At 34.7% G+C, this 1017-nt stretch carries 2 protein-coding genes and 1 pseudogene; 1 reads left to right on the top strand and 2 read right to left on the bottom strand.

The genetic code is table 11. From position 1 onward, the window contains the following. Positions 1-147: 147 nt before the first annotated feature. A pseudogene (locus H7844_16000) lies at positions 148-305 on the top strand (transposase domain-containing protein). A 137-nt stretch (positions 306-442) separates the two neighbouring features. Here the strand turns inward: H7844_16000 and H7844_15995 are convergent. After that, complete coding sequence (locus H7844_15995) at positions 443-703, bottom strand: response regulator (protein MEO5358779.1); 261 nt, start codon at positions 701-703, stop codon at positions 443-445. 100 nt (positions 704-803) lie between these two features. Further along, positions 804-1017, bottom strand: a 214-nt coding sequence (locus H7844_15990; protein MEO5358778.1) for a hypothetical protein, incomplete at its 5' end; no start/stop codon positions are given.

Below are 1017 nucleotides of genomic sequence, written 5' to 3'. Positions count from 1 at the left end.
ACACATTGATACCAAGTTGCATTCATTGCCCAGGGATGTCATTCTTTTGTCTTCTTTTTATCATGATGGTTTTGTTTATTTTAGAATTACTGTATTTTCAAGTGGCAAAAAATGCCACTTGCCTATATACCAAAATTGATGAGATTAATTTTTTCAATTGAAGCGTTGATTGAAACAGCCAGGACGAACAAACTTAAACCCTACAAGTATATGCGATATATTCTTGAACGGCTGCCTTATGCTAAAATTGATGAGATTACAAACGCCTGTTGCCACAATATATAAAACCGGAGTGCTTGGCATAAAATCACGGGTGGGGTTTTGACGCTTACTTTACTCCGGTACTAGTAATAAGGCATTAATACTCTTCATTAACACTTCATCATCTATAGGTTTAATGAGATATCCTTTGGCTCCAACTTCTATCGCTTTTCGTTTTTTTCTATAATCTGTCATCTGTTGTTATCACTAATATTGGAATTGTGTTTAATAAAGGATTAGATTTCACATGTTCAATAAATTCTATACCACCCATAATCGGCATATTTAATCCTGTAATTATCATTGTTATGCTGTCTTTTGCAAGTATTTCTATCGCATCCACTCCATTTGTTGCAAATATCGTATCATACCCATGTTTTTTCAAGTATTTTCCCAAAATTCTTTGGCTAGGGATATCATCATCAACTACCAGTATTTTCATAATTGGCACCTCACAAAATAAAAAACAAGGTATAAATAACTCCAGTTCGTTCTACCATGAGATATGTATTTCAGTTTTATCATGGTATCTCTTTTTCCATCTAACAGCCTCCCACACAAAACATAACACCCTCAAGCAAATTCTCAAGGTTTATCGGCTTTATTACATTTCTGCAAACCTTATCGCTTGTGTGCTGTTCATCGTTATAGGCGGTGGTTATTATAACCGGCTGGGTTTCGTCTATTATGATTGTGGATAAGGTCTCAGGGAAGTTGAAAAAGTAACAATATGGAAGCGTTGTATGAAAATAAGGA

The sequence above is a fragment of the Nitrospirae bacterium YQR-1 genome (assembly GCA_039908095.1).
Taxonomy (GTDB): domain Bacteria; phylum Nitrospirota; class Thermodesulfovibrionia; order Thermodesulfovibrionales; family Magnetobacteriaceae; genus Magnetomonas.
This window is presented reverse-complemented; position numbering and strand designations above follow the sequence as displayed.